At 47.8% G+C, this 25,716-nt stretch carries 26 protein-coding genes; 18 read left to right on the top strand and 8 right to left on the bottom strand.

Annotated elements, in window-relative coordinates:
- The first annotated feature begins 2 nt into the window (after positions 1-2).
- From sufD to ACRRNK_RS17030, 5 genes are all read left to right on the top strand, one after another.
- Complete coding sequence (sufD, locus tag ACRRNK_RS17050; protein WP_433943895.1) at positions 3-1,301, top strand: Fe-S cluster assembly protein SufD; 1,299 nt, start codon at positions 3-5, stop codon at positions 1,299-1,301.
- Entirely contained in the window at positions 1,298-2,512 is a 1,215-nt protein-coding gene (locus ACRRNK_RS17045; RefSeq protein ID WP_433943894.1) for a cysteine desulfurase, read from the top strand. The genes sufD and ACRRNK_RS17045 overlap by 4 nt, the downstream gene beginning before the upstream one ends.
- Positions 2,509-2,934 (top strand): Fe-S cluster assembly sulfur transfer protein SufU, encoded by a 426-nt coding sequence (gene sufU / locus ACRRNK_RS17040; RefSeq protein ID WP_433943893.1) that lies wholly within the window; start codon positions 2,509-2,511, stop codon positions 2,932-2,934. Before ACRRNK_RS17045 ends, sufU begins: the two co-directional genes overlap by 4 nt.
- A 255-nt stretch (positions 2,935-3,189) precedes the next feature.
- On the top strand, positions 3,190-4,587 hold the full coding sequence (gene sufB, locus ACRRNK_RS17035; protein WP_433943892.1) for a Fe-S cluster assembly protein SufB: 1,398 nt from the start codon (positions 3,190-3,192) through the stop codon (positions 4,585-4,587).
- Positions 4,588-4,853: 266 nt separating this feature from the next.
- Positions 4,854-5,198 (top strand): PH domain-containing protein, encoded by a 345-nt coding sequence (locus ACRRNK_RS17030; protein ID WP_433943891.1) that lies wholly within the window; start codon positions 4,854-4,856, stop codon positions 5,196-5,198.
- Positions 5,199-5,389: 191 nt separating this feature from the next.
- Here ACRRNK_RS17030 and ACRRNK_RS17025 read toward each other — a convergent pair whose 3' ends face one another.
- Both ACRRNK_RS17025 and ACRRNK_RS17020 read right to left on the bottom strand, forming a co-directional pair.
- On the bottom strand, positions 5,390-6,421 hold the full coding sequence (locus ACRRNK_RS17025; RefSeq protein WP_433943890.1) for an HD-GYP domain-containing protein: 1,032 nt from the start codon (positions 6,419-6,421) through the stop codon (positions 5,390-5,392).
- Between the two features lie 99 nt (positions 6,422-6,520).
- Positions 6,521-7,246, bottom strand: a complete 726-nt coding sequence (locus ACRRNK_RS17020) for a molybdenum cofactor biosynthesis protein (RefSeq protein ID WP_433943889.1) — start codon at positions 7,244-7,246, stop codon at positions 6,521-6,523.
- A 98-nt stretch (positions 7,247-7,344) separates the two neighbouring features.
- Between ACRRNK_RS17020 and ACRRNK_RS17015 the strand changes: the two genes are divergently transcribed.
- The 10 genes from ACRRNK_RS17015 (at position 7,345) to ACRRNK_RS16970 (ending at position 16,344) form a co-directional block, all read left to right on the top strand.
- Complete coding sequence (locus tag ACRRNK_RS17015) at positions 7,345-8,796, top strand: bifunctional metallophosphatase/5'-nucleotidase (protein WP_433943888.1); 1,452 nt, start codon at positions 7,345-7,347, stop codon at positions 8,794-8,796.
- Positions 8,797-8,828: 32 nt separating this feature from the next.
- Entirely contained in the window at positions 8,829-9,656 is an 828-nt protein-coding gene (locus tag ACRRNK_RS17010; RefSeq protein ID WP_433943887.1) for an undecaprenyl-diphosphate phosphatase, read from the top strand.
- 84 nt (positions 9,657-9,740) lie between these two features.
- Positions 9,741-10,844, top strand: a complete 1,104-nt coding sequence (locus ACRRNK_RS17005; RefSeq protein WP_433943886.1) for an HD-GYP domain-containing protein — start codon at positions 9,741-9,743, stop codon at positions 10,842-10,844.
- Between the two features lie 140 nt (positions 10,845-10,984).
- Positions 10,985-12,121, top strand: a complete 1,137-nt coding sequence (gene yfkAB / locus ACRRNK_RS17000; protein ID WP_433943885.1) for a radical SAM/CxCxxxxC motif protein YfkAB — start codon at positions 10,985-10,987, stop codon at positions 12,119-12,121.
- A 16-nt stretch (positions 12,122-12,137) separates the two neighbouring features.
- Entirely contained in the window at positions 12,138-13,496 is a 1,359-nt protein-coding gene (locus ACRRNK_RS16995) for a hemolysin family protein (protein ID WP_433946926.1), read from the top strand.
- Between the two features lie 191 nt (positions 13,497-13,687).
- Positions 13,688-13,903: a spore coat associated protein CotJA gene (locus ACRRNK_RS16990; RefSeq protein ID WP_433946925.1), complete on the top strand. Its 216-nt coding sequence runs from the start codon at positions 13,688-13,690 to the stop codon at positions 13,901-13,903.
- A 4-nt stretch (positions 13,904-13,907) separates the two neighbouring features.
- Positions 13,908-14,183 (top strand): spore coat protein CotJB, encoded by a 276-nt coding sequence (locus ACRRNK_RS16985; protein ID WP_433943884.1) that lies wholly within the window; start codon positions 13,908-13,910, stop codon positions 14,181-14,183.
- Between the two features lie 107 nt (positions 14,184-14,290).
- Positions 14,291-14,860, top strand: coding sequence for a manganese catalase family protein (locus ACRRNK_RS16980; RefSeq protein ID WP_433943883.1), 570 nt, complete (start codon positions 14,291-14,293; stop codon positions 14,858-14,860).
- Between the two features lie 139 nt (positions 14,861-14,999).
- On the top strand, positions 15,000-15,455 hold the full coding sequence (locus ACRRNK_RS16975) for a hypothetical protein (protein WP_433943882.1): 456 nt from the start codon (positions 15,000-15,002) through the stop codon (positions 15,453-15,455).
- A gap of 202 nt (positions 15,456-15,657) precedes the next feature.
- A complete protein-coding gene (locus ACRRNK_RS16970) occupies positions 15,658-16,344 on the top strand; it encodes an HAD family hydrolase (protein ID WP_433943881.1) in 687 nt (228 codons plus the stop codon).
- A gap of 41 nt (positions 16,345-16,385) precedes the next feature.
- Here the strand turns inward: ACRRNK_RS16970 and ACRRNK_RS16965 are convergent, their stop codons facing one another.
- The 6 genes from ACRRNK_RS16965 to ACRRNK_RS16940 form a co-directional block, all read right to left on the bottom strand.
- Positions 16,386-17,525, bottom strand: coding sequence for a YheC/YheD family protein (locus ACRRNK_RS16965; protein ID WP_433943880.1), 1,140 nt, complete (start codon positions 17,523-17,525; stop codon positions 16,386-16,388).
- A 20-nt stretch (positions 17,526-17,545) separates the two neighbouring features.
- Positions 17,546-17,992 carry a GNAT family N-acetyltransferase gene (locus ACRRNK_RS16960; RefSeq protein WP_433943879.1) on the bottom strand — a complete coding sequence of 149 codons (447 nt, stop codon included), beginning with the start codon at positions 17,990-17,992 and terminating at the stop codon, positions 17,546-17,548.
- Positions 17,993-18,053: 61 nt separating this feature from the next.
- The gene (locus ACRRNK_RS16955) at positions 18,054-19,172 is read right to left on the bottom strand and encodes a YheC/YheD family protein (protein WP_433943878.1); all 1,119 of its coding nucleotides are present in this window, start codon (positions 19,170-19,172) and stop codon (positions 18,054-18,056) included.
- Positions 19,169-20,542, bottom strand: a complete 1,374-nt coding sequence (locus tag ACRRNK_RS16950; protein ID WP_433943877.1) for a YheC/YheD family protein — start codon at positions 20,540-20,542, stop codon at positions 19,169-19,171. The genes ACRRNK_RS16955 and ACRRNK_RS16950 overlap by 4 nt, the downstream gene beginning before the upstream one ends.
- On the bottom strand, positions 20,539-21,681 hold the full coding sequence (locus ACRRNK_RS16945; protein ID WP_433943876.1) for a YheC/YheD family protein: 1,143 nt from the start codon (positions 21,679-21,681) through the stop codon (positions 20,539-20,541). The genes ACRRNK_RS16950 and ACRRNK_RS16945 overlap by 4 nt, the downstream gene beginning before the upstream one ends.
- Before the next feature lie 15 nt (positions 21,682-21,696).
- A complete protein-coding gene (locus ACRRNK_RS16940) occupies positions 21,697-23,064 on the bottom strand; it encodes a YheC/YheD family protein (RefSeq protein ID WP_433943875.1) in 1,368 nt (455 codons plus the stop codon).
- Between the two features lie 457 nt (positions 23,065-23,521).
- On the opposite strand from ACRRNK_RS16940, the gene ACRRNK_RS16935 reads away from it, so the two are divergent.
- The 3 genes from ACRRNK_RS16935 (at position 23,522) to ACRRNK_RS16925 (ending at position 25,716) form a co-directional block, all read left to right on the top strand.
- Positions 23,522-23,866 carry a YlbF family regulator gene (locus tag ACRRNK_RS16935; protein ID WP_433943874.1) on the top strand — a complete coding sequence of 115 codons (345 nt, stop codon included), beginning with the start codon at positions 23,522-23,524 and terminating at the stop codon, positions 23,864-23,866.
- Positions 23,867-23,952: 86 nt separating this feature from the next.
- A complete protein-coding gene (locus tag ACRRNK_RS16930; protein ID WP_433943873.1) occupies positions 23,953-24,237 on the top strand; it encodes a hypothetical protein in 285 nt (94 codons plus the stop codon).
- A 141-nt stretch (positions 24,238-24,378) separates the two neighbouring features.
- A complete protein-coding gene (locus tag ACRRNK_RS16925; protein ID WP_433943872.1) occupies positions 24,379-25,716 on the top strand; it encodes a DRTGG domain-containing protein in 1,338 nt (445 codons plus the stop codon).

The following is a 25,716-nucleotide window of genomic DNA, read 5'->3' as shown; positions in this document are numbered from 1 at the left end:
TATTGACTACACAAACCATTCTTCCGGTTAATCACGAAGCCTTGGCGGCATTCTCAAAGTCGAGCGGTGAGCCTGCGTGGGTAACCGAAATTCGTTCGAAAGCTTTGGAACTAGCAGCAGGACTTGAACTGCCTAAACTGGAGAAGACAAGATTGGATCGTTGGACACTGGATAACTACGGTAAGCTTCGTCAAGGAGCACAAACTTCTGAAGAGCTTCCTGAGAGCCTGTCCAGCCTTATTGATATTAACGAGCATAGCAATTTGATTGTGCAGCGCAATTCGGGTGTGGTATTCACCAAGCTTTCCCCAGAACTTACAGCTCAAGGAGTGATCTTCACAGATCTGGAGACTGCTGTGCGCGAGCATGAGGACCTGGTTAAGAAGCATCTGTTCACAGCCATTCCAGCTGAAGAGAATCAGCTGACTGCGCTTCATGCAGCTTTGTGGAACGGTGGCGTATTCTTGTATGTGCCCAAGAATGTAGAGGTTGAGATTCCTCTTCAGGCGGTATTTCTGATTGATGATGCAGGATCGTCCTTCACACCGCACGTTCTGATTGTAGCGGACAGCAACAGCCGTGTAACTTATGTGGACAATTACATTTCTGGTGATCTGAATGAAGCGATTGTTCATAACGGTGCAGCAGAAGTGTTTGTAAAGGCGGGCTCCAAGGTACAGTTCGCATCCGTTCATCATCTGGCCGGACAAATTACGGATCTGACTTACCGCCGCGCGGTTGTTGAGAATGACGGCAGCATTGAATGGATTATCGGTGAGATGAACGCCGGAGACGCGATGAGCGAAACGCTGAGCGTTCTTAAAGGAAATGGATCAACTTCTGATGCCAAAGTGATTGCAGTAGGTTCGGGTTCACAGAAGCTGAATCTGACTACCAAAGCGGTTCATTTCGGCAAAAGCTCGGATAGCCAGATGATTACCCGTGCAGTAATGCGCGAGGAATCCACTGCGATTATTAACGGTATCACCAAAATTGAAAAGGGTGCGACCAAAGCCAACGGCGAGCAGACCGAGAAAGTATTGATGCTCAGCCCTAAAGCACGCGGGGACGCTAACCCGATTCTGCTTATTGATGAGGACGATGTAACAGCCGGTCATGCTGCTTCCGTCGGACAAGTGAATGCAGAACAAATTTACTACTTGATGTCCCGCGGGATCTCAAGAGCTCAAGCCGAGCGCTTGATCATATACGGATTCCTTGCTCCGGTTGTATCGGATATTCCGTTGGAGCAGCTGCAAAACCAACTGCAAGGCTTGGTTGAGAGGAAGCTCGGACAATGAACAGCCAGTGGATCAAGGAACAGTTCCCTATCCTGAACCAAGAGGTCAATGGCCATCCACTTGTATATTTGGACAGTGCGGCTACTTCACAGAAGCCGCGTGCTGTTATTGATGCGATTAAGCATTATTATGAATGGGATAACGCGAATGTTCACCGCGGTGTACACACGCTGGGAAGCCGTGCTACTGATGCTTATGAAGGTGCCCGTGAGAAGGTAGCCAAATTCATCGGAGCCAAACGCGCTGAAGAGATTGTATTCACACGCGGAACTACAACCGCGCTGAATTTGGTGGCTTCATCCTATGGACCATCTGTCCTAAGTGAAGGCGATGAGATTGTGATTACCCAAATGGAGCATCACAGTAACTTTATCCCTTGGCAGCAGCTTGCCCTGCGGACAGGAGCTACCCTCAAATTCATTCCTCTTCAGCAGGATGGAACAGTTACGGTAGAAGCTGCCGAGGCAACAATCACCCCTGCGACCAAAATCGTAGCGATTGCTTACGTCTCCAACGTGATGGGTGTTGTTCATCCGATTAAGCAAATTGCCGATATTGCGCATCGTCACGGTGCGGTTATCGTGGTGGATGGTGCCCAGAGCACTCCGCACCTGAAAGTGGACGTACAGGAATTAGATTGTGACTTCTACACCTTATCCGGGCACAAGATGTGCGGTCCTACCGGTATCGGTGCTTTATATGGCAAGAAGGCGCTGCTGGACTCGATGAGTCCGATTGAATTCGGCGGCGAGATGATTGATGATGTGGGACTTTATGAGTCCACATGGAAGGATGTGCCTGCCAGATTTGAAGGAGGTACACCAATTATAGCTGGAGCTGTAGGTCTTGCAGCGGCAATCGATTTTCTTCAGGAGATCGGCATGGATGAGATCGAACGCCACGAAAGAACACTAGCAGCTTATGCCATGGATCGTCTTTCCAATATCGATGGAATCAACATATATGGACCTAGTGAGCGGCATGTTGGCGTAGTTACGTTCAACTTGCTGGACGTGCATCCTCATGATGTGGCCACGGTACTAGACTCATTCGGTGTGGCTGTTCGTGCAGGACATCACTGCTGCCAGCCGCTAATGCGCTGGTTGAACGTGAGTTCTACGGCAAGAGCCAGTCTGTACTTGTATAATACAGAACAAGATATAGACCGGCTGGCATCCGCTCTGGTTCAGACAAAGGAGTATTTCGCATGACACAACTTGACGATCTCTACCGGCGTGTCATAATGGATCATTATAAGAATCCGCGTAACCGTGGGAAGTTCGATGAAGATACGGTTACCGTGGATCTTAATAATCCTACTTGCGGTGACCGAATCTCCTTGCAGCTTAAGCTTGCAGGTGAAGTCGTAGAAGATGCCCGGTTCACGGGTGAAGGCTGCTCAATCAGCATGTCCTCTGCTTCTATGATGACGGAAGCCGTTAAGGGGAAGAAGCTGGATGAAGCTTTGGATATCGCTGACAGATTCTCTTCCCTTATGAAAGGTGAAGAGGTGACCTTTGACGATTACGAGGATTTGGAAGCCCTGTCCGGTGTTAATAAATTCCCTGCCCGTATCAAATGTGCCACACTCGCTTGGAACGCTCTGCGCAAAGGTATCGACCACAACGATTAATATATATAAGTTGAATTTAAAGGATTACTAATAGGCAAGAGTGTGAAATGATTCTGAAGAAGCGTAGCGTTCTGAAAGCTTTCTGAAAGAAAGCTACATCGGAAGCCTATGCTTTGTGATCAGACTTCTACCATTAGAAAAACCAACCAAGAAGTCTGAGAACAACAGCGATCGTAAGAACATTTCATACGGCTGGCTAGCCTGTAAATCATTAGCTCAACTTATACAGCAACCAACCTATAGGAGGTAATTACAATGGCCAAAAAAGCCCCGGATATGGAAGAGTATAAATATGGCTTCCGTGACGAGCATAAGGCGGTATTCCAGTCAGGTAAAGGACTGACCCCTGAGATTGTCACTGAAATTTCCCGTATCAAAAATGAACCGGACTGGATGCTGGACTTCCGTCTGAAATCCTTGAAACAGTTCGAGAAAATGCCAATGCCTCGTTGGGGCGGAGATCTGGATGATCTTGATTTCAACGATATCCAGTACTATGTTCGTCCTTCTGAGAAGCAAGGTAAGACTTGGGAAGAGGTTCCTTCCGAAATTAAAGAAACTTTTGATAAGCTGGGTATTCCTGAAGCTGAACAAAAATTCCTGGCGGGTGTATCCGCTCAGTATGAGTCTGAGGTAGTCTACCACAGCATGCAGAAGAACCTTGAAGATCAAGGCGTTATCTTCACAGATACGGATACGGCTCTTCGCGAGCATCCGGAAATTTTCCGTGAATATTTCGGAACAGTTATCCCGCCAGCTGACAACAAATTTGCAGCACTGAACAGCGCGGTATGGTCCGGGGGAAGCTTCATCTATGTTCCTAAAGGTGTGAAATGTGAAGTTCCGCTTCAAGCTTACTTCCGTATCAACTCCGAGAACATGGGTCAGTTCGAGCGTACCCTGATCATTGCAGACGAAGACAGCTTCGTACACTATGTAGAAGGCTGTACAGCTCCGATCTACAGCACGAACTCCCTGCATAGTGCTGTTGTAGAAATTATCTGTAAGAAGAATGCACGCGTTCGTTACACCACGATTCAGAACTGGGCTCCTAACATCTATAACCTGGTTACGAAACGTGCAGTAGCTGAAGAGAATGCGACCATGGAATGGGTTGACGGTAACATTGGTTCCAAGCTGACTATGAAATACCCTGCCGTAGTTCTTAAAGGCCGCGGCGCTAAAGGCAGCGTGCTCTCGATCGCTGTAGCAGGTAAAGGTCAGCATCAGGATGCGGGTGCCAAGATGATTCACCTGGCTCCTGACACAACATCTACCATTGTCTCGAAGTCCATCAGTAAGCACGGCGGTAAAGTAACTTACCGTGGTCTGGCTTCCTTCGGACGCCAAGCTGAGGGCGCTAAATCCAATATCAAGTGTGATACACTGATCCTGGATAACGAGTCGACTTCAGATACAATTCCTTATAACGAAATCATGAATGATAACATCGTGCTTGAGCATGAGGCGACCGTATCAAAGGTGTCTGAAGAGCAGCTCTTCTATCTGATGAGCCGTGGTCTGACTGAAGCTGAAGCGACGCAAATGATCGTTATGGGCTTCATTGAGCCGTTCACCAAAGAACTGCCGATGGAGTATGCGGTGGAAATGAACCGTCTCATTAAATTCGAAATGGAAGGAAGTATTGGTTAACCTTGATTTATCAATGGTTTCCAGTACTTAAATAGAGGTTTGTCCGTTTTTTGTCCGTTTATTTTACGTACTGGGTGTAAAGGGCAAGGGCATCATCCTCAATTTTATCAGTAACATGTAAATACGTGTCTGCAGTGACTTTGACGCTAGCGTGTCCAAGTCGCTCAGACACGTTTTTTATCTATGTACGAACATCTAGCAATTAAAGTTGGAGTGAAGGTTCGTATGGTATTTAGGCATAACTATTATTAAGGAGGCTGTTAGATATGGCGTTATTCGGAAGGAAGGATAATCAAATTGAAAATGGTTTTGAAGAGTTGATTATAGAAGGAGAAGTTATAGAGTCAACACATTCGCTTGTGAAAAACCGGGCTGCTCTAACAAGTATGAGAGTAATATTCGAAGAACGAAGTTCTTTAAACGAGATGGGCATATCATTTATTGTGAGTATTCCATATTCAAAGATTAATAGCATAGCATTAGAATATAAAGGGTTTACTAGTACCAATAGATTGATTATCCTCAGTGGAGGAAAAGAATATAAAATAATGTTTAGTACACTTGAAGATGTATTAAGATTCTACAGGCTTTTAAGTACATACATTCTGTGATTACTTTCATATTCTAGATCTCTTTTAACCTGTCCTCGATCATTTAACCTATCGCTAATACTTCTAAGGATTATTCGCGCATAGAGCCTGCATGAACAAGAAACACGTGTCCGACCATTCGGACACGTGTTTTTATACTTATGCAGGTGCATAGCTAACATTCCCCTTGGAAAATATAGGGGGTATGAATTCTACTCCGCAAAGACTTCCTGGATATCAATGTTCGTCTCGCGCGAGAGATCCGCGAATCTTGTATCCGTCTTTACAAGTGGACGGAAGAAGTCGGAAGGATTGGTCATTACAATGGAGCCCAGTTCTCCAGAGGAGAGGCGTACACGCTTGCCGATAAAGTTAGGCAGCATATGGCGGATGAAGGCTTGGGTTGGCTCCGGGCTGAATTTGCCAAAGCTCAGTCTGTACAGTTCATGCAGTACTGTAATAAGTTCTTGCTTGTTCTGATATACCCGGTTAGAGGTCATGGCGCTGTATACGTCTGCAATTGCAGTAATTTTGGCAAAGGGATGGATCTCTGAGCTGGTCAGGCCATTTGGATACCCGCTGCCGTCTTCACGTTCATGGTGCTGGATGGCAACGAGCGCGGAGATTTCATCTTTGGTGGAATTACGTATGATCTCGGAGCCATATGTGGTATGGCGTTTGATCTCTTCATATTCTTCTTGTGTAAGCTTGGCAGGCTTGTTCAAGATCTCAGGAGAAATCATGCTCTTGCCGATGTCATGAAGGAAACCGGCTTTACCTGCCTTGTAGGCCTCTTCATGAGGGTACTCAAGCCAGAGCGCAATATAGTAAGACAGCATACCTACTTGCATGGAATGGTTGTATGTATAATTGTCTTTCTTATCTAGCATCAGGAGAAGGGAGACGACATCTTTTTGAAAAGTGAGTTCGTTCATTAGTGGATTCAGAATATCATCTACATCGTTCTCATTGAATTTGCCGGTTGCCAGCGCTTCCAGGAAAATACTTTCAAAGGCATCAATGGCATCATTGAACTGCAGCTCCATTTTGTCAAGGTTACTCAGTGGAAGATCTTCGGTAACAGGCAGTTCGACATCGACATAGTCAATACTATGCTGTACGAGCTTTATGATGGAATCGTCGGAGAGTACTGTACCTTTCTTAAGAACAAATACCCCATTATTATTAAAAATATCATTCTCTATCCGATCACCTGGAGCCAGCTCCATCACATGGCGACGCATAAGTTTCCCCCTCATTCGACCTTATTTGCTATTCATTTTAACAGGGAATATTTGGATTGACAATGATTTTAATAGGCTTAAAGACACCCTGAGGGGTGTCTATAGGGGTAAGGTGGGATTCCATGGTCCCTGTTGGTGGCCTTTCCACTCGGACCCATCTTCCCAGACTTCCTTTTTCCAAATCGGGACTACCTGCTTCAGACGTTCAATCGCATACCGACTTGCCTCATAGCATGTATCCCGGTGCGGGGAAGATACGGCAATGATCACGCTGGTCTCGGCAATATCCACATGACCTATACGGTGGCTAATCGCGCATTTCGTCTCCGGCCATCTTGATTGGATCTCTCTCCCGATAGATTGAAGTCCGGACAACGCCATAGGAATATAGGCTTCATATTCCAAGTGGACGGTGCGCTGCTCCCCTGTCATTTCCCTGGTGGTTCCGACAAATGACAGTGTTGCTCCATGGTTAGCGGTGATTACTTTAGAAGTCACCTCATCTACGGATAGAGGACTCCAGGTAATAACATACAGTCCGTCTTCGGAAAGATGCGTATCATTCGTCTCTTGACCATCGCCGCCAGATACGGGAGGAATCAAGGCGATCTCGTCATCAGCCGTAATAGGATGATCAGGAGAAGCATACTCTTGATTTACAGCTACGAAGGATACGGCAATAAGAGCCTCGGCTGCAGGATAGGTATCAGCCAGCTGTTTCTTCAAATCGGAAGCGGTCAGAGATTCTCCTGTAAGATCCAGTGCGATTACGGAAGAACCTATTCGGTCAATAAGACCGGCGAATAGTTTTATTGTTAAATGCATGATTTTTCACCTCGGAATGCTTTCTAAACTCTTTTAATATATCATAGTTATAGGGAAGTAAGGTATTCAAGCAAGATTAGGAAAAAGGAGGGGCGTTCATGCCGCCGGAATCGAATCTGAACAAGTTAACGATACTGCACACTAACGATTTACATAGTCATTTTGGCGTTATGGCCCGGATTTCCTCCATGATCAATGAGGAACGTAAAGGTGAAGGAGAATTCTTGCTGTTCGATATTGGGGATCACATGGACCGTATGGCAGTAGAAACCGAAGGTTCAATGGGACAAGCCAATGTGGATGTACTTAATCTAATGGGGTACGATGCCGTAACGATAGGCAATAATGAAGGGCTTACTTTTACGCCGGAGCTGCTGGCACAAGCTTATGCAGGTCTTACCTGTCCTGTAGTGTGCTGTAATATTAAAGAGCGGGATACGGGGCGAGCACCGGTATGGATGAAGAAGCATACGGTTCTTGATAAGGCAGGCTTTAGGATCGGGGTTATCGGGGCTACAGCCCCTTATGCGGAATTCTACAGACTGCTTGGATGGGATGTACTGGATGCGGCAGCTGAAATTGCTGAACAGGTGGAGAGCTTGAAGCCCCATACGGATTTCATAGTGCTGCTATCACACCTGGGGATTCATACCGATAAAGAACTGGCGGGGCAGATTGATGGCCTTGATCTAATCCTTGGCGGTCATACCCATCATTTGTTGGAAGAGCCATTAAGAATAGGGAATACCTACCTTGCAGGTGCGGAGAAGTTTGGACATTTCCTGGGCAAGATCACACTGATTCCAGAATCTGAGAGTGGCAGGCTCCGTCTCTTGTCGGGCTGCTGCCTGGCTGTAGAGCCAGGGAGGGAGAATTCAGAAGTTAGCACGGCCATCGAAATTCACGGTCAGCATGCACAGGAGAGGCTGGAGCAGACTGTAGCTATAACGACAAGGGAGCTCCCCATACAGTATGCTCAGGAGTCCCCGCTCGGGAACCTGCTCGCTCAAGCTGTAAGGAGATTTACGGGGAGTGATCTCTCCCTAGTTAATTCCGGGCAGCTGCTAGATAGTCTTCCTGCAGGTGAGATTAGTGCCGGCATGCTGCACGCACGCTGCCCTTCACCGATTAATCCGTGCCAAATGCGTCTTCGTGGTGAACATATTCTGTACAGTCTTGAGCAGTCGCTGATTCCAGAAATATCAGAAAAGGTCATTTATGGTTATGGCTTCCGTGGGAAGGTGCTCGGGAATTTATGTGTAGATGGTCTGGAGGTCTTGTATAATCCGGCGGCTAAGCCTTATCATAGAATCGTCCAAGCGAATCTGGCCGGAGTTCCATTAGAACCTGAAGAAGAATATTTGGTAGGGACCCTGGATATGTTCACGTTCGGTATTGGTTACAAACGGCTGACACAGGGAACTGACAAGGTATACATGCTGCCGGAGTTCATCAGGGATTTACTACGGACAGAGCTTCAGGAACCGGGAGCGGTGGACAGCAGTTTCTTGAGTAGATGGGCAACAATTCAGGGTGAGGTAAAAAAATGACGGCCTTCACCCGATATAATTAGGAGGATGTTATGAGTTTAATTGTGGCTATTATTTTAGGTATTGTCGAAGGCTTAACGGAATTTATTCCAGTCTCCTCGACAGGACACATGATTCTGTCAGCTAAGCTGATGGGATACAATGACCAGTCTTCGGAGATGAAGACTTTCGAGATCATTATTCAGCTAGGAGCTATTCTGGCCATCGCTATCGTGTATCGTGAACGAATCTTAAATCTGTTTGGACTTAAGAAGGATAAGCAGCTCTTCAGGTCACAGGTGCCTGCCCGTAAGCTTAATCTGATCCATGTCATTCTAGGGTGCTTACCGGGCCTTGCCGTCGGATTTATTTTCCGCCACCAGATTAAGGATTTGTTCAGCACAAGCACAGTTCTATGGGCGCTGGTAGTCGGCGGGGTATTTATGATCTTTGCAGAGTGGTTCGGGAACAACAAAGCCCGCGTATCTGCCAAAGAGATCGACCATCTGTCTTACGGTCAAGCTTTGCTGATTGGATTCTATCAATGTATTTCTATTCTATGGCCGGGATTCTCGCGTTCAGGTTCGACTATTGCCGGAGGTATGCTAAGCGGAGCAAGCTATAAGGCGGCTGCGGACTTCTCCTTTCTGATCGCAATTCCGATGATGTGTGCCGCGTCAGGATATGAATTGCTGGATTCCTACAAAGATATTACCGGAAGCAACCTTGGGTATTTTATCCTCGGCTTTATCGTTTCCTTTGTGGTTGCGTATCTCGTTGTGGTAGCCTTCCTTAAGCTGCTGCAAAAAATAAAACTAAGACACTTTGCTTACTATCGCTTTGTGCTTGCAGCGGTGTTCTGGATTTTCATCATGCGTTAATCGGTTGGTCCATCGTTACTCCTGATTCAAGGAGCAAGGGGTCTGACAACTGAGTAAAATTGCTTAAGAGATGGAGTGACCCACTTGCGGCTATTATCTGTTAGCTCGCTCCAGCCGGGAATGAAGCTGGGCAAAAAAATATACAACGAAGAAGGGCTCATTCTACTCTCGGAAAATGCCGAATTAACTGATGTTCTTATTAGGCGTTTGAAGGAACTTGGCCTGAATCAAGTCTATATTGCGGACCGTCTGACTGAAGACGTGGAGATCCCTGAGATGATCTCGGAGGAGACCCGGCGCCGGGCCATGCAGGAGATCCGTACAAATTTCCGGAAGGTTACGGAATTATCAGTAAAGGGTAGGGTTTATCCGTTCCTAGGTAAGTCTTTCCTCAAAGTGGTGGAGTCGATCTTGATGGATTTATCCTCCAGGGAAGACATTATGATTATGATGATGAATATCAACAGCACCGATCATTATTTATACCGCCACTCCTTGAATGTATGTGTCTATACCTTACTGCTCGGTAAAGTTCATGGCTACAACAATGACGCTCTCTCGGTGCTCGGTTTGGGTGCACTGCTGCACGATATTGGCAAGACGAAGATTCCTGCCTCTATCCTGATGAAGCCGGATAAGCTCACGGATTATGAGTTCGAACAAATGAAGCAGCATACCGAAATCGGATTTAAAATGCTTAAGGATGAGCCGGGAGTTCCACTTGTTGCTGCCCATTGTGCCCTTCAGCACCATGAGCGGATCAATGGCAGCGGCTACCCGAGAGGGATCAGGGAGAGTGAGATCCACGAGTATGCGCGCTGGATCTCAATTGCAGATTCGTATGATGCTATGACGACTCACCGGATATATCGTTCTGCTCTGCTTCCTCATCAAGCTACAGAAATGCTGTATGCGGGCTGCGGTACATTGTATGAGAAGGAGAAGCTGGAAATCTTCCGGGATCATGTGGCAATTTATCCTCTTGGGATTACCGTTGGACTCAGCACGGGCGAGCAAGGAGTCGTCGTCAGAATCAATCATGAGGTTCCACAGCGGCCGGTGATTCGGGTGTTCTCTGGACCTGAAGGGGAAGTGCTCAAGGTACCCTATGAAGTTAATTTAGCCGTCAAGTTATCAGTGGTAATCACCTATGTGCAAGGCACTGAGCCGGAACTAGCATATGTTTAACTACATAATTACGGGGCAAAGCCCGTCCTTTATGGACGGGCTTTGTGCTGTAGCGCCGTGCGCACTTGATAAGATCATGATATGATGAAGATTAAGAAAACAGGGAATTAGGTTAATAAAAGAAATAAGGTGTGTAAATCATGAGTATAGTTAATTTTTCACAAGATCCGCTGGACGTCATTAATCCGGGTAATGATCCTTGGGATCCGATTATATCCCTTCGGCAGTACGGACATCATGTATTGACGAGTGTAGAGATGACGATTACGAATCTTTGTAATATGCGGTGCGAGCACTGTGCTGTTGGCGACAGTCTTGTTATGGTGGAGCCGGAGCAGATCCCGCTTTCTCTCCTGCTGAAGAGGCTGGATGAAGTGGAGCATTTGAAGACGATAAGCATTACGGGCGGCGAGCCTACCTTCCGCAAGCAGACAGTGGATGAGAAAATTATACCGCTGCTCCGTTATGCAAAAGAACGTGGAATCAAATCCCAGATTAATTCCAATCTTACCTTGGATTATGGGCGTTATGAGAAATTGCTTCCTTATCTGGACGTCATGCATATTTCGTTCAACTATACGAGTGCGGATGATTTCCATGAAATTGGCTTTGCCCACAGCGGACATTCCGTGAAACGGGAAGTAGCTGAGCGGATGTACGAGACCATGATTGAGAACTCCATCAGACTCAGTCAGGCAGGGATGTTCGTCTCGGCTGAGACGATGATCAATTACCGCACTCACCACAAATTACCTGAGATTCACAGGATGATTCTGGAGATGGGTTGTAAAAGGCATGAGGTGCATCCAATGTACGCGGCAGATTTTGCCGAAGGACTTCCTGTATTGTCGCTGGAAGATATGCGCCAGGCAATCGAGTCTTTGCTCGATGCACGGGATCCTGAAACATGGATGCTCTTTGGAACACTTCCATTCTTCGCCTGCAGCCCAAGTGAATCGGAGCAGAAATTGATTCACCGTCTTAGAAATGAGCCGAATGTTACTGTTCGGAATGATCCGGATGGAAGAAATCGTGTCAATGTAAACATGTTCACAGGAGATGTATTCGTGACAGACTTCGCGGCCATTCCTTCGTTTGGCAATGTGAATAACGAGAGTCTTGATCAGATCTTTAACAAGTGGCTTCATACTCATCCGCTGAGCACAACAGTTAATTGTCACTGTGCTGCTGCGGGTTGCTGTGGTCCGAATTTGCTTGTGAAAGATATGTATTATAAAGACACAGATTTCAAATCTCGCTCAGCGATCACATTATAGAAACGGGGCGTTGGTGTTGCATCATGATATTGAAGTGGGCAAATTATTCCTAAATTTGCTTTTGGTGTTTATTCTGGTTTTCTTAAACGGCGTCTTTGTTGCAGCTGAATTCTCGCTGGTAAAGATGCGTCAATCCCGCTTGACACAACTGGTGAGTGAAGGGAACCGCCGCGCTGGGTTTGCGCTCAAAGTCAACCAAAGACTGGATGCCTATCTGTCAGCTACCCAGCTTGGGATTACCCTGGCCTCGCTTGGCCTTGGCTGGGTAGGAGAGCCGGCCATATCGGAATTGCTTATTGAACCCCTCATGTTTAAGATGGGCGTTACGGATGGAACTCTAATCACCACCGTCTCTGTGGCGGTTGGATTCTGTATTATTACGTTTTTACATATCGTTCTTGGAGAACTTGCTCCTAAATCCCTGGCTATCCAGAAAACAGAATCGACCACTCTTTGGTTGTCAGCTCCTCTGCTGTACTTCTATAAAATCTTTATGCCGGTCATCTGGCTCCTGAATTCGGCTGCTAATGGTATGCTCAGACTTGCGGGAATTGAACCTGCGAGTGAAGCAGAGGCCGCCCACTCTGAAGAAGAGATTCGGATTCTGATGAATCAGAGTGCGAAGAGCGGGGTTATTGACAAGGATGAAATCAAGCTCATGGACAACATCTTCGATTTCTCGGATTTGCTTGCACGTGAGATCATGCTTCCACGTACGGATATGGATTGCCTTTATACGAACCTGTCCTGGGAAGAGAATCTGAGAATTGTTAGTGAGACCAAGCACTCCAGATATCCTGTGGCTGTTGAAGATAAGGATCAGATCATTGGGTTTGTGCATATTACAGACCTCCTTCTCCCCGAGCATGGACACGGGAACAATCTGGAACAGCTGATTCGTCCAATCTTGAATGTTCCTGAATCGATGGAGATCAGTCAAGTGCTGAGACTTATGCAGAAGAAGCACTCTCAGCTTACATTGGTTGTTGATGAGTATGGAGGTACCGCTGGACTTCTGACCGCAGAAGAAATCCTTGAGGAGATTGTGGGTGATCTCCATGATGAATTTGAGGATGAGCGTCCGGAGATTGAGCTGCTGCCTGATGGCAGCTATTCGGTAGATGGAAGAATTCTGCTGGAGGATGTGAATGACCTAACCGGAATCGAAATTGAGGATGATGAGGTCGATTCGATCGGAGGCTGGCTCTTCAAGGAATTGGAGGGAGCTCCGGTTAAAGGGAAGAAGGTGCAGGTGGGCCGGGTAGTATTTGAGGTAGCCGAAGCCACTCGTCTGAGGATTACCCGGATCCAGATTCGTCAAATTGTGAAGGTACCTGATCAAGAAGTGACTCAGGAGCAAGAGAAAGACAATTGAATCTCTTTGTAATTTTGCAGGACTCCTTTTGGAACGAAGACTCGTTCCGAGAGGAGTTTTTTTGATTCCTCCGGGAATTAAAGGTTCATATTCTGGGCGAATGACATATGTTAAAAAAGGAAGGGCTTTGGTTTGGTATGGATTTTCGCCTTGAAGATTATGGATTTTTGGAAAAAGGAGGAAAATGCGTGATGCATCCACAGGAAATTGCCTGGTATCCTTTCATAGGCCCTTGTGATCCTTGTCCGCCGATTACCTGCAAAACATATTCCACTCCGCCGCATCTTTTTATACAGTTCCAGCCGCCGAATCTGCCTCAGTTCAGTCCAAGAGAGGCTCTTATGCATGGCACCTTATGGCCAGCCCTGTACAGCCCGTATGAATCCAAGTGGGGAAAAGGACGGTGAGAGCATGAGCGCACCTGAAAATCCAGTGTGTGATCCGCAGTTCTATGAGCTGCTTGAGAAGCTTCAAGCCCTTGATTTTGTACTTGTGGAGCTGAACCTGTTTCTGGATACGCACCCGCATGACCTGCAGTCCATTCAGCAGTTCAATATTCTGACCCAGGAAAGAACCCAGCTCGCCGAACATTTCCAGCGCCTGTATGGACCGCTGCAGAACTTTGGCCGTGCCTTTTCCAAATATCCATGGCAGTGGTCGGAAAGTCCCTGGCCGTGGCAGGTGTAACACCTGCCTCTCTTTCTGATGCGACCGTTAAGCTGATCAGAACAAGCAAGTAATCCTGCACTGTTATTAAACAGTGAGAGTTCAAGCTGAAGGAGGTCATGTGCACCATGTGGGTATACGAGAAGAAACTGCAGTATCCCGTGCGGGTAAGCAAGTGTGATCCGCGAATGGCAAAATATCTGCTTGAGCAGTATGGGGGCGCGGACGGCGAGCTTTCCGCGGCGCTGCGCTATTTGAATCAGCGATACACGATCCCCGATAAGGTTATCGGGCTGTTGAACGATATCGGCACGGAGGAATTCGCCCACCTTGAAATGATTGCGACAATGATCTACAAGCTGACCAAGGACGCTACAGTAGAGCAGATGGATGCGCAGGGACTAGGCGAATATTATGTCGCTCATGACCACGCCCTGTTCTATCAGAACGCGGCCGGTGTTCCTTGGACAGCCGCCTATATTCAAGCCAAAGGTGACCCGATCGCCGACTTGTATGAAGATATCGCTGCAGAGGAGAAGGCACGGGCTACATACCAATGGCTGATCGACATGACGGACGATGTGGATCTACAGGACGGGCTCAAATTTCTTCGGGAGCGGGAGATCATCCATTCGCTTCGGTTCCGTGAGGCGGTAGAGATCCTGAAGGATGAGCGGGATAAAAAAACGATTTTCTAATAGTGAAAAGTGGTTCGCGAAAGTGCGGATCACTTTTTTTGCATTATATACCGGTAGCTTCTGCTTGTTTAGAAGGTGGTATTCATGAGTAAAAATATAGATACGGTTATTGAGATCATTTACTAGGAAGGGAGAAATCGTGATAAAAAAACATATTATTCGTAGCTTACCGATTTTATTAGCAATTGTAAGTTTAATTTTTATTATCTTAAATTATCAAAACGGTCATAGGCTAAATTCATTACAGATGAAAATCGACGATGAGGTACAATCCAACTTATCCACTTTGGAACACAATCTTTCGAAAGTAGATGCTGCTTCTTTTAAATCATCTTTACTTCTCATTCGAGAAGCAACATCGAAACTAGTCGCAGTTGCCAGCCTAAGTAGCTATAATAATCAGCAAAACGGTGTGACACTAAGTTCTGTATTTATGCTTCTAGAACAAATACTTAGAAATGCAGATATTTCAGGAGTAAGTATTACGCAAGACCAACTGATGCAATTAGAGGATTTAATAAAATTATTATCTTCAGATCCTGGGAATCAAGATCTGATCTTTAAACTTCACAACCTCATTGTAACGATTGATTGATCGTATCAAGTGGTTCGCGCGAGCGCGGATCACTTTTTTGTATGATTAGGCTGCGCCATCTGTCTTGCTTCATCCATCTGGCAGAGGGTGATTTGCAACGGAGCAAATATGTCGTTTATCATAGGTTCTGGATACAAATACATATATGGAATTGAATAATGAAAGGAATTTATTCAATTCCATGTAGCGAAGGGACTGGACCATGGAAGTAACCAAACGACTGAATAAGCCTGAAGCGATGATCTTTGATATGGATGGAACGCTGTTCAAGACCGAGACCCTGCTCGTACCCGCCTACCATCGGATGTTTGAGGAGCTCCGTAAGGAAGGATTGTTCGAAGGGGATGAGCCTCCCGTGTCGCGCTTAATGGACAGTGTAGGTATGGTTATGGATGAGATATGGGCCAGAGTGCTGCCGGATCATGATAAAATGGTGCAGCAAAGAGCGGATGAGCTGTTCCTTGAGAACGAGATTAAAGGGCTTAAAGAGGATCCTACAGAGCTGTATCCGGGCGTTGCCGACACTTTAAGACGGCTAAAGGAGCAAGGAGTGCGGCTTTTTGTAGCGAGTAATGGTCTGGAGCGTTATGTAAAAGGTGTATCAGACGCGCATCAGATCAAGCCTTTATTTGAACATATATATAGTGCTGGAGAATACCAGACGGCCTCTAAGGTCCATCTGGTTGACCTGCTGCTTCGGCATCATGAGATAAAGAATGCGTGGATGGTCGGAGACCGCTCCTCAGATGTAAAAGCAGGCAAGGAGAACGGCTTAACGGTTATTGGTTGTGCCTATGCGGGGTTCTGCGGTGAACAAGAACTGGAGGGATCTGATACCATCATCAGATCCTTTAGCGAACTGCTGGACTTATACAGCCAGTCCGTGTAGTAATATGGAGCGATCTTAACATAAGGACAAACAGACCCTCGCTATTCAGCGGCGGTCTGTTTGTCGTTCTTATTGTCATTCTTATTGTCATTCTTCTTATTATACTGCCAGAGTGCGTATTCCAGTGGTCTCGTGATGGCTTTGCGGTAAGCCTCCATATCCCCTGAGAGGGCAAAGACCTCACGGGCCGGCTTGGGATTGACTTCAAGCACATAGATATGACCTTCCTTATCAATGGCGATATCTAGAGCTAGCTCGCACAAGGTGCCATAGGTTTCTTCCAAATATTTAGAAATATCTAGACAGAGCTGATCAGTCTCTCTGCGGATTTCGCTTCGTCTTTCTTCCGAAGGGAACCAGACCGAAAGCTGGGTGTTCATTGGCACGGCATGCCCGCCGCCATGAATGTTGGAAGTGATGCTGCGCTGGACACCGACACGTCCCGCCCCGCCTGTTACCTCCCATTCCCCTGAGCCATTCTTTTGGACCAGAATCCGGTAATCGTGGACCCTTCCATTAGGCAGCTGAATACGGATTCCTTCCTGGACAATATACCGGTTACGTGACCTCCAGTTAAGCAGATAGGGACCGAGACGGGAGGGATGCAGCTTTTGGGGGGAGATGATTTTCCTCTGAGGGTTGCGTCCTTGAATCTGGTATAGCTTTGGGCCAATCTTCTCAATCTTCAAGATCCCCCGTCCGCCTGTGCCATTAATCGGCTTAAGGTAGATCGGGTTATTCCGCTTAAGCAGCCTGTATACATCACTGAGATCGTTGAAAAGGGCGGTATCAGGTAAATGTTCACGGAAATTCGGCTTCTTCGACAAGACCTGGTGAATTGTCCATTTGTCGCGGAGCGGGCGATTGAGAAAGTGAAGATGGCCGTATTTGGACCTGAACTGCCTCAGCTGTTCAAATCTTTTGCTCTTCTGAATGCGGCACCGGTCAAAGATGAGATGCGGGAAATTACGCCATGCTCTGGTCCATTTCCGGCTCTTGGGATCATAAATCAAGGCGTAAATTAAATCTTTGCTCTTATGAACATCTGAAGGGGTAAAGACGAAGACATCCAGCCCCAGCTTCTGGCCTTCAGCGATCATCCGCTGGTAAATCGGTCGCTCCTCCAGACGCTTCTTTTCATTCATATATAAAGTTAGAATACCTAAGACGGGTTGTGACAACTGAGCTCACCTTCTTCAGATCAAGTTGTGGGTGCTGCCTCAGCACCGTGTGTAGACAAGGTGCCTTCTTCAAGGATCAAAGTCGGCTTGCCGGTTGGGCCTTCTACCATCTTTCTTGCTGCGAGTCCGGCATTGAAGCACATTTTAAGGCTTGAGGGATTATCCAGAGCCACCCTGCAGCTGAGCCTGCCCATCTGGAGCCGCTGCGCCTGAAGCAGTCTGGTCCCGAGATGTCGGCCCCGGTATAAGGGGTGCACGATCACAATACCAGCCCGTTCCCCATATTCGGCGACCAAGGATAGCCCCGCCAGGCGGCTGCCATCCTCGGTATGGACGGTGGCGATGAACAGTGCGTACCCCGGCTGCCGAAGGGCGGCCGGGGTGAGCTTTTGAATTTCACGGTAGGCATCTCTGGTAATCCGGTTGCCTCCATACTTCCGTGTGAAGCCCAGGATGGAACTATGCATTCTGTTCCAAGAATTTATCTGATCTGGCACTACCAATGTGATATCCATAATTGTTATCCTCTTAAGAATTATTGGACTGCTTGATGAGATACTGACTGTATTGAAAAATACGCTCCAGTGATTTTTTGCGAATATGAGGCTCATCAAATTTCATCGGTTTGGCATTGGCTTCGAAGAACCAAATCTTCCCGTCCATGTCCACGCCGAGATCCAGCGACATTTCACCAAGCATGTGACCTGCTCCACGCTCGATTTGCCGCGCTATAAGCAGCGCACCAGACTTTACGCGGTTCATCATACCGGGAGTGATCTCCCGTCCGAAGACAAGAGCCAGCAGCTCCTCAGGGTCTTCCACACTACCTCCCTGAGGAACATGTGTAGTAATTCTCCGGTAACCTGCCTGCCTGGCCCCGATCCCGGTGACCAGCCATTGTCCTTTACCGTTTTTTTGTACGAGGACACGGAGGTCGAACTGCCGTCCGTTATGGGACACCAGCTCGATTCCTTCCTGGACGATATAATTAGTCAGCCCGATCTCATTGCTGATTCTCCTCCAGATTACAGAGAGAGAGGAGGATTTAACGACCATAACTTTGTGGGGAGACTGAATCGTGAGCTGCAATGGATTGGATTCATTCTCGACATATTTCAGTCTCATGATGCCTTTCCCTGCCTTGCCGCTTACAGGCTTAAGATAGAGGTTCGGGTAGTTCCGTATCATCCCCGATAGGGTTTTATATCCTGTCAGCTTCTTGGTGGCAGGGACGAATGATTTGGTAGAGGGAGATTTCTTCAGCCAGGCGAACAGCTCCCACTTATTAAAGAAGAACGGATTAAACAAATGAATATCCGGGTGGGCGAGACAAGCCTCTATTTTCCTCAGAACGGCTGGTTTCTCTTCATTCTTACGCTGCGGGATGCGGTTATAGATGACATTCGGAAGAGGGAACCACTGCTCCTCCCAGAGCTTCTTTTCTGGTATGAAGGTATAGCCGAGCACTTTACTACCGGACAGCTTCAAATCCCTCGTGGTAACGACATAGACGGGAATACCAAGGTCCTTGCCTGTTTTGACAATATCACGAAAGTTTCTGCGGTTGCCTTGGAATCTCTTGTATTTATCCGGGCTCGTTAATATAGCAATGATCGGTATAGATTCCTCCTGCGGCCAGCCAATCATATGCCTTCCCTCCGGCGGAACTTGCTTAGGTATAGGCAATGCTCCAGAATATGCTCAACCGAGGCTTTGCCTTCTGCACGGAGTGAGGGATGACGGAAGATGGAACGTCCTGGCTTGGCGTTGGCTTCGAACATCCAGATGTTCTCGTCTTTATCGATACCAAAGTCAAAGCCGATCTCGCCGATTAAATGCTGATCGCGTCTCTCAATAGCTTCTGCTATCATAATTGCGGTCCTCTTGGCGTTGTTCAGCACTTCCTCGCCTCTTGCGCCAAACACACGGCTGAGTGCCTGTTGGGGTGTGAGAAGAGCCCCTCCATTCTTGAGATGGGTCGTTACACTGCCTTTGCCGGCTTTTTTGGCGCCAATTCCCACCACAACCCATTGGTTCTTGCCGTTCTTATGCATGTGAAAACGGAAATCGAGCGGACATGCATCAATCTCGATAAGCCGAATCCCCTGCTGGACCACGTAACTTCGGAGTGTGCGGCCGTGCCGGGTCTGGAGGGTTTTGATCAGGCTGCTGAAAGTAGCGAAACGCTGCAATACATTTCCCTTTGAGTTGCGATATCGGGCATAAAAGCCTCGTTTGGGTACATAAGATAACCTGTAAATCCCTTTCCCCAGGCTTCCAGCCGAAGGCTTATAATACACGAAGGAATGCCGGTCCAGCATATCCTTGATTTGTTCCGGGGTAGGATTCATATGGGACTCAGGGATATGCTGAGCAGCCAAAGGATCATCCTCAAGCAAGCGGTAAATATCCGATTTGTTGAAGAAGCTCCAATTGAAGAAGGGGATTCTCTTCCGGATGAATCGCTCTCTCAGCTGACTAATCGAGGATGTTGTCTCCGCGCGCCTGCTTGGAAGCCGGTTATAGACCACGTCAGGAAGCGGCACCCTTTTCCTTGTGAACCGATCCGTCTCTGTTAGAAAATAACCGTTGACGGTCTCATCCTGCCAATCAATATCACGAGGCGTAAAGGCAAAAATGTAAGATTGATTACTTCCTTCACGCAGCAATTGCTTGATGAACCCGGTTCGCGAACCAAAGGGATTAATCAGGGAACTATTGCCGTCAGACAATACGCCAATAAGCGGTCCAAGCTGAACCTCGCCAGCATCCAGATTGCGCAGAAAGACCCCGCCTGACATGGGAACCTTGATGCCCTTCCTAACACCTGAAGCAAGATACAGGTGGTTACCCTGTTTGTTAATCGGTTTAACGAGAGCCGGGATTCGTTCGCCTCCAAGTCTGAGCTTCACTGACTTTTTGCCGGATAGCTTGAGGCTTTTCATCAATGCGCCTGAGACGTAGACGACTTTTTGGGGCTGCTGCGTGAAATGAACATTACAAAAGGTCATGCTCATGAATTTACCCTCCTAAGTTGCCGGAGCCATAGATAGCGCGCGTACATAACCGGATTTTCTACCGATTTGCGGGCGCTCATCTGGTCCCCGATTTGAAAAAAAGCGGAACGTCCGGGTTTGGAGTTCACTTCGATGATCCACACGCGGCCTTTTCGGTCGATCCCGAAGTCAATGCCGAGCTCAGCGAGCCGTCCGAAGCAGCTCTCCAGGTACTCAGGGATTTCAGCGGACAAGCGCCGGATTGTACCGAATATCATCTCTGCGGCTGACTCTCCGAATTCCAGGGTCAAAAAACGCCCTGCTTCCACAGCCGTTCCACCCCCATGCAGATTGGAAGTCACCGAGTCTTTCTCACCCAGCCGAACAGCCATGCCAGTTAAGCTCCAGCGGCCGGATTCGTTCTTTTGCATCAAGACCCGTACATCGAAGGGTCTGCCGTCCGAGTCCGTTAATTGCAAATAAGGCTGGATGATAAAGGCACGCTCTCCTATGAAACGGTCAACCCACGCCGCCCCAGTCTCCCATTCGTGAAAGTGCTTCTGGAACAGTGCGTTATTTCTGTCCCTCCCGGTCAGCATCAGATGTTGATCTTCGTTAACGAGGCGGATATGCAGGGTCATCTTACCGTGTGTCCCGCTGTGCGGCTTCAGAAATACTTCGTTATCATGCTGATGCAGCCATCTGGCGAGTTGTCTGGAATCTTTGTATTTGGCCGTCTTGGGGAGATATGGCAGGAAGATCTTACGTCGCTTCAGGCTTTGATAGACATTCCATTTCCCCGAAAGGCCTCTGGCCAAGTATTGGAACTGATGGCCCGCTTCTGTTATATGGGCCAGCTTCTGACGTGTGAGCTGAAGCTGGCGGGGGTCACGATAGCTCACCCGGTCATAAATGATGTCAGGCACAGGAAAAGAAACGTTTATCCACTTACCCCGCGTGTATTGATAACCTTCAAAGCCAGATCCGTCACCCAGGATTCCTTCCGCAGTGAACACATAGACCTTCAAATGATGACGGGCTCCAGCCAAGGTGAGTCTACGGCAGAAGAGTGCCTCGCCAAAAGGTGGTGATACATTATGATTCTCGGATACCATAACTCCCATCACGGCACTTGCTGCTGGAGTGAACTGTTGATTCATAACAGGCTCCTCCCTTTAAGAACCGGACAGGTAGGTAGCGTAATCAATCATTCGCTTGACCGATGGACGAACTTTTCCACTAGCAAGCGGAGTATTGTCATTCTTGGACGGCTTGGAATTGACCTCAAGCAGCCAGACTTTCCCGCTTGTATCCATAGCTAGATCAATTCCGAGCTCTCCGAAATGGGCAGGGATGTGAGCTTCAATCCCCTGGGCAATATCAAGTGCGGCCTTCTTCAGGCGAATGCCTGCCTTCGCTTTGATCTCTGCCGAAAGCGAAGTTTTGGCTACGGCATCCTTGACGGTGCTCAATGTCCCGCCCCGGGCGAGATTGGATACGAAATGCTGATTCCCTGCGATGCGGGCAACAATGGAAGTAATCTCCCATTTACCGAGCCGATTTTTCTGGACCAAAGCTCTGAAGTCAACAGGTCTTCCTGTTGATTCTATGAGGGTAAGTCCCTGCTGGATCTGATAACGGGTAGTTTTCATTTTGCCGGAGAGCGAGGAGAAGAGCTTCGTTAAAGACTCGAAGTTCATCTTGCGGGCACCTCCGACCTGGGTAGCCAGTGTCTGATAGGTTCCTTCGGGATTCCGGGAGATCCGAATGATGCCTTTGCCAAGACTACCTCTGATCGGCTTGAGGAACACGACTGGGTGACGGCTGCACATATTTTTCAGCATGGCATAATTGCGGAACAAATGAGACTCCGGGAGATAACGAAGCAGGGTCTGGTCTGGCTTCAGTGCATCGAAGACTTCAGTTTTGTCCAGAAACTTTTCATTAAAAAAGTGGCTGCCGTAGCGGGATTTTACTTCTTTCATGAAATGCTGTACGCTAGGTTTGTTCTCAAGCTTACGGGAGGTTAGCCGATTGTAGAAGACATCGGCTGCGGGAAGATCTGCCTGGCGCCAGCCGTCACTGTATACCCATCCCTTGATACGAGCGGGATCGGACCCGATGTGATCTGTGGTGAAGAAGTAAGCGTAAGCCCCCTGCTTCTTGCAGGCATGGATCATTTCCTGGCAGAACATCGTTATTGAACCAAAAGGTCTTTCGGGTGAATCTGGATAATCTCTGCTGATCAGTACGCCTATGAGCGGCCCGAGCCGCAGCTGGGAAGAACCCCGCTTAAAGGAAAGCTGCAAGGAAGGCCTTGAGACAATGCCCATTTCGCGAGCTAGCCCTTGACTGATTCGGATACCGGCATATCTGGGGAGAGATAGAACCTTGACGCCTTGCTTGAATGATCCAAAAGAAAGCTGAAGATAGCGGTTTGTTGGAATTTTCCACCGCTTAACCATCATTTCCCCTAGAATTATGGTATCTTCGTCCAGCAGTCCTGGATTCATGATCTGTACCGATACTTTTTTGGAGGACATGAAGTGGATCTCCTTCCAACCGCAACTAGATGAACGTGCAGAATGAATGGAATTGCTGCAACCATTCTGCCGGAGAAAGGTATCTGCGGAATGCATGTAATTCACTATATGAGGACATATACCCCTTGGTGATTGCGCCTTTTTCCAAGGACGAACTGTTTCGCAATTAAACGACATATATAAGACGAAGTTGAAAAATGACATGTAGGTAAGGCGTAACGGAGGGGAAGCTTGGAACTGTAGGAGCGAAAGCGATCGCCTACAAGCTTTCTGAAAGAAAGCTACATCGGAAGCATAAGCTTTGTCTCCGGATTTCATCCCTACTTCGGTATACATCAAGAAATCTGGAGACAACAGCGACCGAAAGTCCAAGCATTCCCTGTAGTTACGACTGTACCCACAAATGTGAACATTTTAATTGCGTCTTATATGGAGACAAATCAGGAGGAATGAACAGATGAATATTTACGATAAGGCACATGAATTGGCACAGGCCCTGAAGGACAGTCAGGAGGTACAGGAGATTACCGCGGCTGTTAAGCTTATTGATGCCGATCCGGACAGTAAGAGGATGCTTGATGACTTCCGTAACCGTCAGAACGAGCTTCAGCAGCGGATGATGTCCGGCGACATGCCTTCACCTGAAGAGATGGAGAACATGGAGAAGCAGTTCGAAGTGCTCAGCCTCAATCTGAATATCCGCCGCTTGTTCGATGCTGAGCGTCGTCTGAGCGTTATTATCCAGGATGTTAACAAAATTATTGCGGACAGCCTTCAGCATTTGTACGGCGCTCAAATGTAAATTTTTTGTGCAGCTTGTCTCATATTCCGGGCATCTCCTTCATAGAGTAGAAATATAGATTAAGAGAGCGAAGGAGATGCTGCTGAATGATGAGACAGAGCAAATGGAAAAATATTATGTACTTGTTAATCGCTTTGGCGATGCTTATTTATGCCCTGCCCATGATTTCATTTAAACCTGGTGCAGGCTTAGTATCGGTGTTCGGCATGGTCTGGGCGGCGTTCGCCTTCCTGGTTATCGGTGCCCATCTTTATTTCCTTCTCGGTGTAGATGCTGAGAAGCAGCGGGCGCTGGATCAGATCCGCAAAGCGAAGCTGATGGAATGGCAGCGGAAATGGACGCGGGAAAAGGAAGAAGGCCAAGGCTTGTAAGTACGTAATGAGGTTAATACACGAAGAAGGGTGACACCTGGGGGTCATCCTTTTTTGTGCGCGCGCAGCTATGTGTATTTTATAAAATAACGATGTATAATAGATACAGAATAGTACAGATTTGATCGGAGGGTATAACAGTTGGAAGGGCATGAAGAGTCAATTACCAAGCATGAGCAGCTGCTTCAGCATATCGAAGGGTTAAAGATAGGAACCAAAATCTCGGTTCGCAAGCTCGCGAAGAATCTCGGGGTGAGTGAGGGGACTGCCTACCGGGCTGTGAAGGAAGCCGAGAATTTGGGAATTGTAATCACCAAGGAGCGGATCGGCACGGTTCGTGTGGAGAAGAAGCCCCGGAACATATCCGATCAGCTTTCGTTCGGGGATGTGGTGGATATTGTTGAAGGTCACGTGCTCGGAGGCGCCGAGCAAGGGCTGCAGAAGACGCTGCATAAGTATGTGATCGGCGCCATGAAGATTGATGCCATGGCCCGTTATATCGATGCAGGCAGCCTGCTTATCGTGGGTAACAGGGAGGATGCGCATTTCCTCGCCTTGGAGCAGGGTGCGGGAGTGCTTATCACCGGAGGCTTTGGTACCAGCCGAGAGGTGAAGCAGCTTGCTGACCAGCTGTCGCTGCCGATTATTTCCTCCAGACACGACACTTTCACAGTAGCTTCAATGATTAACAGAGCGATCTTCGACCGTCTGATCAAGAAGAAGATTATGCTTGTTGAAGATATCATTTCTTCCAGAGTTAGAGTCAGTACGCTAAAGGTTAACAGCAATGTGTCCGATTTCGAAGAATTGGCTAGGGAGACGGGCTACCAGCGATTCCCGGTCGTGGATGAGTGGAACCGGGTTATCGGAATTATCAGCCGCAAGGATGTCGAGGACATGCCGGGAGAATCCAGCATTGAGAAGCTGCTCACACGCAACCCTATAACCGCGGGTATGCAGACCTCACTGGCTTCAGCCGCGCAGATTATGATGTGGGAAGGGATTGACTTCCTGCCGATCGTGGACCGCAACCGCAAGCTGATCTCCTCCGTGACCCGGAAGGAAGTTCTGCAGGCCATGCGAGATGCGCAGAATCAGCCTCAGCTCGGAGAGACATTCGAGCACCTGATGTGGAACGGATTCGCTGAAGAGCGTGGGGAGGATGGACGGTTATTTTTTCACGGGATGATCACACCCCAAATGTCCACGAATCTGGGGACAATCTCGCAGGGAGTATTAACGGCATTGCTAAGTCAGGCGGGCTTAAGTGCTGCGAAGGATGTAAGCGGAAATGATCATATTGTGGACAATATGACCACGTATTTCGTACGGCCGGTTCAGATTGAGAATCCGGTTGTCATCTCCCCTGTCGTTCTTGAGGTGAGCCGGCGCGCATGCAAGCTGGAGATCGCCATGACCCATCAGGATAGTCTTGTCGCTAAGGCGGTAATGACGCTCCAGTCTATTGATCATGCGTAG

The organism is Paenibacillus sp. SN-8-1, assembly GCF_050995535.1.
Taxonomy (GTDB): Bacteria; Bacillota; Bacilli; order Paenibacillales; family Paenibacillaceae; genus Fontibacillus.
This window is presented reverse-complemented; position numbering and strand designations above follow the sequence as displayed.